Origin of the sequence: Chroococcidiopsis sp., assembly GCF_051657925.1 — a bacterium.
Taxonomy (GTDB): Bacteria; Cyanobacteriota; Cyanobacteriia; order Cyanobacteriales; family Chroococcidiopsidaceae; genus Chroococcidiopsis.
The window spans coordinates 1-8,026 of record NZ_JBOFLP010000020.1 but is presented as its reverse complement, the minus strand read 5'-3'; the positions used below and the strand labels follow the sequence as shown (position 1 = coordinate 8,026).

9 protein-coding genes are annotated in these 8,026 nt (G+C 46.0%); all 9 read left to right on the top strand.

The window, feature by feature from the left end; all coding sequences use genetic code 11:
• Window positions 1–51 precede the first annotated feature (51 nt).
• Window positions 52–1,029, top strand: a complete 978-nt coding sequence (locus ACRC32_RS01615) for an ATP-binding cassette domain-containing protein (RefSeq protein ID WP_438552339.1) — start codon at window positions 52–54, stop codon at window positions 1,027–1,029.
• A 47-nt stretch (window positions 1,030–1,076) separates the two neighbouring features.
• Window positions 1,077–1,895: an ABC transporter permease gene (locus tag ACRC32_RS01610; RefSeq protein WP_438552338.1), complete on the top strand. Its 819-nt coding sequence runs from the start codon at window positions 1,077–1,079 to the stop codon at window positions 1,893–1,895.
• 86 nt (window positions 1,896–1,981) lie between these two features.
• Window positions 1,982–2,419 (top strand): ankyrin repeat domain-containing protein, encoded by a 438-nt coding sequence (locus ACRC32_RS01605; protein ID WP_438552337.1) that lies wholly within the window; start codon window positions 1,982–1,984, stop codon window positions 2,417–2,419.
• A 30-nt stretch (window positions 2,420–2,449) separates the two neighbouring features.
• A complete protein-coding gene (locus ACRC32_RS01600) occupies window positions 2,450–2,662 on the top strand; it encodes a type II toxin-antitoxin system HicB family antitoxin (RefSeq protein ID WP_438552336.1) in 213 nt (70 codons plus the stop codon).
• A 112-nt stretch (window positions 2,663–2,774) separates the two neighbouring features.
• The gene (locus tag ACRC32_RS01595; protein ID WP_438552335.1) at window positions 2,775–4,334 is read left to right on the top strand and encodes a GldG family protein; all 1,560 of its coding nucleotides are present in this window, start codon (window positions 2,775–2,777) and stop codon (window positions 4,332–4,334) included.
• Window positions 4,335–4,548: 214 nt separating this feature from the next.
• A complete protein-coding gene (locus ACRC32_RS01590; RefSeq protein ID WP_438552334.1) occupies window positions 4,549–5,157 on the top strand; it encodes a DUF4340 domain-containing protein in 609 nt (202 codons plus the stop codon).
• Window positions 5,158–5,462: 305 nt separating this feature from the next.
• Window positions 5,463–5,747, top strand: coding sequence for an HU family DNA-binding protein (locus ACRC32_RS01585; RefSeq protein WP_015156000.1), 285 nt, complete (start codon window positions 5,463–5,465; stop codon window positions 5,745–5,747).
• A 31-nt stretch (window positions 5,748–5,778) separates the two neighbouring features.
• Window positions 5,779–7,041 carry a pyridoxal phosphate-dependent aminotransferase gene (locus ACRC32_RS01580; RefSeq protein ID WP_438552333.1) on the top strand — a complete coding sequence of 421 codons (1,263 nt, stop codon included), beginning with the start codon at window positions 5,779–5,781 and terminating at the stop codon, window positions 7,039–7,041.
• Window positions 7,023–8,026 (top strand): FAD-dependent oxidoreductase (locus ACRC32_RS01575; RefSeq protein ID WP_438552332.1); only part of this gene is annotated, 1,004 nt, incomplete at its 3' end. The genes ACRC32_RS01580 and ACRC32_RS01575, both read left to right, overlap by 19 nt.

Here is an 8,026-nt window from a genome sequence, read left to right as displayed (position 1 = left end):
CACACCCCACACCCCACACCCCACCCCCCATTCTTTACTAATAACTGACTCATGATTGAAGTCGAACATTTGAGTAAAACTTACGGTTCTACGTCTGGGATTCAGGACGTGACTTTCAGCGTGGAAGCGGGAGAAATTTTGGGTTTCCTTGGACCCAATGGCGCTGGAAAGACCACAACTATGCGGATCTTAGCGGGCTATCTACCTGCGAGTAGCGGTACGGCACGCATTGCAGGCTATGATGTCCACGAACAGTCCTTAGCTGTGCGTCAGCGGATTGGTTATTTACCAGAAACACCACCTCTATATCTCGATATGACGGTGGAAGGATTTCTCTATTTTGTAGCAAGACTGAAGGGAGTAGCCGCAGGCGATCGCAGTCGGCGGGTAACAGCAGCAATAGAACGGTGTAACCTACAAGAAAAACGGCGCGTTTTGATTCGCAAGCTTTCCAAAGGGTTTCGCCAACGGGTGGGGATCGCTCAAGCGATCGTTCACGATCCCCCAGTGATTATTCTTGACGAACCTACGGTAGGACTCGATCCCCGCCAAATTATTGATGTCCGTCATTTAATTAAAAGTCTTGCTGATAGCCATACAATCGTGCTGTCTACCCACATTTTGCCAGAAGTCAGTATGACCTGTAACCGTGTCGCCATTATCAATCGCGGACAAATCATTGCTACCGGAACTCCCGACAGTTTAGAGGCAAATCTGACTGGTGGTGCAGGATACGAAATTGAGACTGAAGGCGATAGCGCGGCGGCGCAACAATTGATAAAAATGCTGCCCAGCGTGCGATCGGTAGAATCAATATCTACCACAGAAGCCAATCGCTACGTGCTGCGAGTTGTTTCCCAACCTAATACGGAGCCAGGACCAGATATTGTTGCCGTTTTGGTCGGAATGGGATTGAAAATTTACGAAATGCGAAGAACGCGAGCATCTTTAGAAGATGTGTTCTTAGAACTAACTATGGAAGAAAGGCAAATGGAAAGTGAGTCGGGGTCGGTAGGGGCGGGTTTCTAAACCCGCCCGTACAGTGAAGTCGGGAGTATTGAGTAGAGTAAATTAATATGCGTTTGATTTTTGGTAATATCATTGCGATTTATAGAAGGGAGTTACAAAGCTATTTTGTCTCGCCTTTGGCTTATGCGATCGCGGGTATATTTTGGTTATTATCTGGGTTTTTCTTTGCCTTGATTCTGTTGGGTCCACAAGGAATTATTCAGCAAGTTGCTCAAAGAGATTTACTGCAAGGGCAGCAACCTGGAGTTCCTGCCTCACCGATTGATGTGGCTTACGAGTTTCAACAGGCTTTCTTGGGAATCATGGGTTCTTTGGCTTTATTTATCTTGCCTATATTGTCAATGGGTTTGTATGCCGAAGAACGCAAGCGCGGGACTTTGGAATTACTCGCTACTTCTCCTGTGACAAACTGGGCGGTTGCTGTAGGGAAATTATTAGGAGTTGTTACATTTTTTCTAACGCTGATATTGCCAATTTTTGCTTATGAAGCATTTGCTTTAAGTACTGCGAACCCTGCCGTATTTCCAGTTGTTCCCTTGATGGGACATTTGGGACTCATCCTATTAGCGGCAGGAATCTTATCTCTAGGAATGTTCATTTCTTCTCTCACCGATAGCACAATTTTGGCAGCAATTATTACGTTTGCTTTAATTTTGTTTCTTTGGGTTATCGATGCGATCGCCCAAAATCTTAGCGGTACGCCAGTAGGTGCAATTTTGAGTCATCTTTCCTTACTCAAGCATTACACTAACTGGATACAAGGGATTTTTGATTCTAGTAGTTTAGTTGTTTTTCTCAGTTACATTCTTTTAGGCATTTTTCTCACCGCACAGGCGATCGATGCTTTAAGATTTCAGCGTTCTTAGTGATGCGCTTGGCTTCTCATCGATTTGTTACCCTACAAAGTTCAAGGTGTAATATTGACAGTTGTCTGATACAACATATCTAATTTATGGAAGATGTAGACTTCTGTAATAATTACTGTCGCCTGCATTTTGCAGCACAAGATGGGGACGAAGACTCAGTAAAACAGCAAATCGAAGAGGGATGCCCAGTTAACGATTTTGATGAATTAGGTAAAACTCCGTTACATTATGCCTCGCAAAAAGGACATATTGCAGTTATAAAATTGTTGCTTGAAGCAGGTGCAGATGCAACCGCTCATGATGAGAGCAAAATTGGTGATACTCCTCTTGGCGAGGTTGTAGGAAATTGTAATTTTGAAGTTGCCAAGCTACTAATTGATGCAGGTGCTAATCCAACTATTCCTGGCTGGATGCAACTTACAGCCCTTCATCGTGCAAAGACACGAAAAAAACCAGAGGGGAAAGCAGTCTACCAGTTATTACTTGATGTAGCAAAGAAAAAATTTAACTATCGAGAGAAATGAATTTTAGTTCATACTGGAGAATAGATTTGGATGCAAAATATCAAGATTATTGTAGAAAAACACTCCGACGGTTACGTTGCTTATCCAATCGGAATTGAAGGAGCTGTTATTGGTGAAGGCAATAGTTACAACGAAGCTTTGTCAGATGTGAGATCGGCGATTCGTTTCCATATTGAAACTTTTGGCACAGAAGTCTTGAAATTAGAATCTCCTACTTTAGAAGTTTTAGCCCAATATGAATGAAACTAAACTAATATTTTTTAACAAAAACTATGTTGTTAACAACTGCCTCTAGTCCCCCTTTTTAAGGGGGGTTGGGGGAATCTCTTCTGCTGTAGTCAAATAGAAAACTATTATGAAAACCGTTGCTAAAAAAACGAAAAAAACTTATTGGCAATATCTATTTTTGCTCGGTCCCTTTCTGATTCTGATGGGCTTAACAGCGGGAACCGTAGCAGGTAGTTGGGGAATTGTCCCTTTAGGATTAATTGCTGCTGGCGCTGTTTTAAGCGTGCTGGGTTTGGCGTGGCAAGCTTATAAAACTAAGTGGTGGAAGCGACGTTCGACTCAGGCGGGAACAAATGCGATCGCAGCGACTTTAGCAGTTTTGGTCATTCTCGGACTAATTAATTTCTTAGCCACTCGCTACCAAACGCGGATCGATTTCACCGAAACGGGACTTTATACCTTAGCTCCCCAGTCGCGTCAAATTGTCCAAAATTTATCTCAACCCGTTAAGGTGTGGGTATTCGATCGCAATCAAAACCCTCAAGATCGAGCATTATTAGAAAATTATCGCCGTCAAGGGTCGCAGTTTAGTTTTGAGTATGTCGATCCCCAAACACGACCAGGGATAGCTCAAAAGTTTGGCGTGAGATCGTTTGGTGATGTTTATATAGAAGCAGGCAATCGGCGACAGTTCATACAATCGGTCGGACAAGGGCGATTGTCAGAAGTGCAACTGACAACTAAAATTCAGCAAGTAACGAGCGATCGCGCTGGAAAAGTCTATTTCCTTCAAGGTCACGGCGAAGTTGGGATCGGGGAACAGAGTAAGCTGTCCTCAGCCCTGAATACACTTAAAGATAGAAACTTTGCTGCCGAACCACTGAATTTAGCCCAGCAAGCGAAGATCCCTCAAGATGCGACTGTAGTTATCGTTGCTAGTCCCAAACGAGGATTATTTCCGCAAGAAGTCAAAGCCTTAAGCGCGTATTTAGAACGGGGTGGAAGTTTGATGCTACTCCTCGACCCAAATACAAACTCCAATTTAGATAGTCTGCTGCAAAATTGGGGACTTACCCTAGATAACCGAGTGATTATCGATCCAGCCGGACAAGCAATCGGTTTTGGACCTGCTTTTGCTGTGGTTGATAACTACGGACAACATCCAATTACACAAGATTTTGGGAGTAATCTATCGATTTTCGGTGGCGCGAGAGCAATTGACAGCAAACCAGTCACCGGAGTGGAAGCAACGCCAATTCTACAAACGAGTGCCGAAAGTTGGGCGGAAAGCGACATACAATCTCAACCATTGCGGTTCGATCCGGCAAGCGATCGCAAAGGTCCTTTAACTATAGGTTACGCCCTCAATCGCGTCGTCTCAGCCGAGCCAGTAGCTAATTCTGCTCCCAAGACAACTCAAGCCAGGATGGTAGTTATTGGTAACGCTCAATTTGCGATCGATGGATTATTCGAGCAGCAATTGAATGGAGACGTGTTCTTAAATTCCGTTAGCTGGTTGAGCAGTCAAGATAACAAACAAACTCTATCCGTGCGCCCCAAAGAACAAAAACAGCGCCGCCTGAATCTTACTCCCCTACAAATTAATCTTCTAGGTTGGATCTCTCTAGTCATTTTGCCAGTCATTGGTTTTGCCTGCGCTGTATTGCTGTGGTGGCTGCGGAGATGACAGTTATCAGTTATCAGTTATCAGTAAAGAATGGGGTGTAGGGTGTAGGGTGTGGGGTGTAGGGAAATTTTGAATTTTGAGTTGCTTCCTCTGCTCCTCTGCACCTGAAGCTCTCTTTTCCCTACTCCCTGCTCCCTGCTCGTGCGCTCCCTACACCCTTCCCTAGTCCCCTCGCTCCTCGCTCCTCACTCCTCACTCCTCACTCGCTCCTCATATGAAACGCACGACCTTAATTTTGCTCCTCCTTGCGCTGGGAATGGGGGGGTTTGTGTACTTTTATGAAATTCAAGGCACGCCTCAACGCCAGGAAGCACGAGAAAAGCAGCAACAAATATTTACGTTTAAAGAAGACCAAATTCAGTCTCTAAATGTTAAGACTCGCAACCAAACTTTACAGTTCGATCGCGCTAAGGATAGTAAGACAGGTTGGCAAATGCAGGTTCCCGATAAAGCTCCAGCCAGTGAGGGAGCGATCGCCTATTTGTTAGATTTGTTGGTCAGTAGTAAGAGCGATCGCGTTTTGACCGTACCCGCCGCACAGCTCTCTGACTATGGCTTGCAGCAACCTCAAGCGACGGTAGAAGTTAAGTTGCAGGATGGGAAAACTCATCGATTGGTCTTGGGTCAGCCAGATTTTAACCGTAGTTTTTTGTACGCTCAAGCCGATCCACCGACTCCACAACCCGCTCAAACTAGCGTACTATTGGTCTCTACTAATTTTGAAAATGCTGTCAACAGAACCCTCGCGGAGTGGAAACAGGCTTCAGCACCGCCAAAAAAATCACCAGAGCCGCAAACTAATTCTCAAAATAATCAAAAATAGCCTAGAAATTATATCGGATATTTTTTTTTTGTTTGCGTCAAAAAACCAATTGGCAGAATTTCATCAAAAATTGTGCAGAAAAAATCGAGCAATTGTCTAAAAAATCCTGAAATCCATATAACTTAAAGGTTTTAACGATCTATATTTGGCAAGCAGACCTTAGAATAGGTCAATGAAATATCCAACCAATGAGAGTTTCAGCGATTTTAGTGGGCAAACTAGCCACAGCCAAAAGTTGAAGCTCAGGTTGCGAGAGTTCAGAATCACTTGTTTTGAGGTAGTTTGTTAACTCACAGGAGAATGAAATGAACAAGGGTGAATTAGTCGATTCAATTGCTGAAAAGGCAAGCGTGACGAAAAAGCAAGCAGATGCCGTTCTGACTGCTGCTTTGGAAACCATTATCGATGCAGTCTCCACAGGAGATAAAGTGACACTAGTAGGCTTTGGCTCTTTTGAGTCGCGGGAGCGCAAAGCTCGCGAAGGTCGCAACCCGAAAACTGGCGATAAAATGGAAATTCCGGCAACTAAAGTTCCGGCTTTCTCAGCAGGGAAGCTATTTAAAGAAAAAGTCGCTCCTCCCGAAGACTGAGAATAAAGTTCTTGCAGGAAACCCGAACTGGATGCAACCTGTACATGGAGGAAATTTAGCTTGGGCAGCAGCGATCGCGGGTTGTGACTCCGATGCGATTCTCGATTTTTCGGCTAGTATCAACCCTTTGGGACCACCCCAAAGCGCGATCGCTGCAATTCAATCTGCCATAAGCCAACTCAGTTCCTATCCCGATCCCAATTACAGCGAACTGAGAACGGCTCTAGCGCAGGTGCATCAGTTACCACCAGAATGGATTCTGCCGGGGAATGGCTCGGCAGATTTACTTACGTGGGCGGGTTGGGATTTATCTGAATTAGCTGCAACTTACCTCGTGACTCCAGCTTTTGGCGACTACTGGCGGGCGCTGACAGCGTTTGGTGCAAAGGCGATCGAGTGTCCGTTGGATTTAGAGGGAACAGGGAGCAGGGAGCAGGGAGCAGAGCAGGGAGCAGGGAGTAGGGAGCAGGGAGCAGGGAGTAGGGAGCAGGGAGCAGGGAAAGACAAGGGAGACAAGGGGGAGAAGAGAGCTGAGAGAGCTGAGGGAGCTGAGGGAGCTGAGGGAGCTGAGGGAGAAAATTGTTCGAGTGTCCTCCCACACTTCCCACACTTCCCACACCACTCACCCCTCACTCCTCGCTCCTCGCTCCTCACTCCTTCAAATTCTGGTTTGCTGCTCAACAATCCGCACAATCCTACGGGATGGTTGTGGCAAAGAGAAGAAATTCTGCCCTATCTGGAGCAATTTGCTTTGGTAGTGGTGGATGAAGCTTTTATGGATTTTCTACCACCAGCAGCGGACCAAAGTCTGATCCCATTGGTGCAAAAATATCCTAATTTAGTCATTTTGCGATCGCTGACTAAATTTTACAGCCTGCCAGGGCTGCGATTGGGATACGCGATCGCCCATCCCGAACGCCTTAAATGTTGGCTGGCGCGACGCGATCCTTGGGCAGTTAATACTCTTGCCGTTGCTGCGGCGATCGCGGTACTTCAAGATACCCAGTTTCAGCAACAAACTTGGGCATGGCTACCACCTACACGAGCGCGATTAGAGCAGGAGTTATCTCAGATTCCAGGATTGCAACCTCTGTCTGGTGCTGCTAACTTTTTATTGGTAGAGTCTGAGCGACCGAGTTCAAAACTCCAACAACAGCTATTAAAACACGAGCGAATTTTAATCCGAGATTGTCTTAGTTTTCCCGAACTGGGCGATCGCTATTTTCGGGTTGCCGTGCGCTCTACAACTGAAAACGAGCGCCTCATCAAAGCACTATGGCAGATTACGACATAGTAATTATTGGCGGTAGCCCAGCCGGACGCTACGCCGCCGCGATCGCCGCACAACAGAATGCTACCGTAGCTTTAGTAGAAAGGGAGCAGGGAGTGCTTCGGTGCAGGGGAAGAGAGCTGGGGGAGCTAGGGGAGCAAAACAATTCACGCATTCAAAATTCTCTAGACCCCACACTTCCCACACTTCCCACACCCCACACCCTTTTTCACATCGGGCAATTAGCTCGACAATGGGAAAAGATGGGAAATTTTGGCTTGCGTTCGAGTCATGGAAACGCGATCGATGACTGTCAAGTTTCCATTCAGTGGGAACGGGTAATGCAGTGGGCGCAAAACGTCCAGTCAAATTTAGCAGAGGAGAATTCACCTACTGTTTTAGCTGCTTTAGGAGTTGATTTTATTCTAGGGCAGGGTAAGTTTGTCGCTCAGCCAAATCTGGGCTTTGTAGTTAATAATCGTTGCTTGGCAGCGCGGAAATATCTGATTGCCACTAACCCACGTCCGATAGTTCCCGCGATTGAAGGGCTAGCAGTTACAGGATACTTAACCGCTACCGAGGTTTTCTCGTCGTTGACTTCTCCGAACCCACCGAAACGTTGGGCAATACTCGGTGGCGATCCAAATGGGTGTCAGTTAGCACAAGCATTAGCACGATTGGGTTTAGATGTCACTTTAATTGTCCAGCGTCCTCACATCTTACCCAGAGAAGATCTAGAAATTGCTCAGTTATTGCAAGCTATTCTCGAAGCTGAGGGGGTGCGCGTTCTCACCAATACTACCGTGACTCAAGTCAAAGGCATTGAGGGCAAAAAATGGGTTCAAGCCGATCGCGAAGCTATGGAATTTGATGAAATTGCACTTTGTGCCGGACAACAGCCAGAACTCGAACAGCTCAATCTAGAAGCAGTGGGGGTGAAAACACAACGCGATCGCCTGCGTTTGAATCAAAAATTGCAAACGACAAATTCACACATTTATGCTTGTGG

What these genes read in the sequence shown, in the direction of transcription:
- ACRC32_RS01605 (WP_438552337.1), top strand. Translation starts at nt 1,982, where the DNA reads ATGGAAGATGTAGACTTCTGTAATAATTACTGTCGCCTGCATTTTGCA.
- ACRC32_RS01615 (WP_438552339.1), top strand. Translation starts at nt 52, where the DNA reads ATGATTGAAGTCGAACATTTGAGTAAAACTTACGGTTCTACGTCTGGG.
- ACRC32_RS01590 (WP_438552334.1), top strand. Translation starts at nt 4,549, where the DNA reads ATGAAACGCACGACCTTAATTTTGCTCCTCCTTGCGCTGGGAATGGGG.
- ACRC32_RS01600 (WP_438552336.1), top strand. Translation starts at nt 2,450, where the DNA reads ATGCAAAATATCAAGATTATTGTAGAAAAACACTCCGACGGTTACGTT.
- ACRC32_RS01595 (WP_438552335.1), top strand. Translation starts at nt 2,775, where the DNA reads ATGAAAACCGTTGCTAAAAAAACGAAAAAAACTTATTGGCAATATCTA.
- ACRC32_RS01610 (WP_438552338.1), top strand. Translation starts at nt 1,077, where the DNA reads ATGCGTTTGATTTTTGGTAATATCATTGCGATTTATAGAAGGGAGTTA.
- ACRC32_RS01585 (WP_015156000.1), top strand. Translation starts at nt 5,463, where the DNA reads ATGAACAAGGGTGAATTAGTCGATTCAATTGCTGAAAAGGCAAGCGTG.
- ACRC32_RS01580 (WP_438552333.1), top strand. Translation starts at nt 5,779, where the DNA reads ATGCAACCTGTACATGGAGGAAATTTAGCTTGGGCAGCAGCGATCGCG.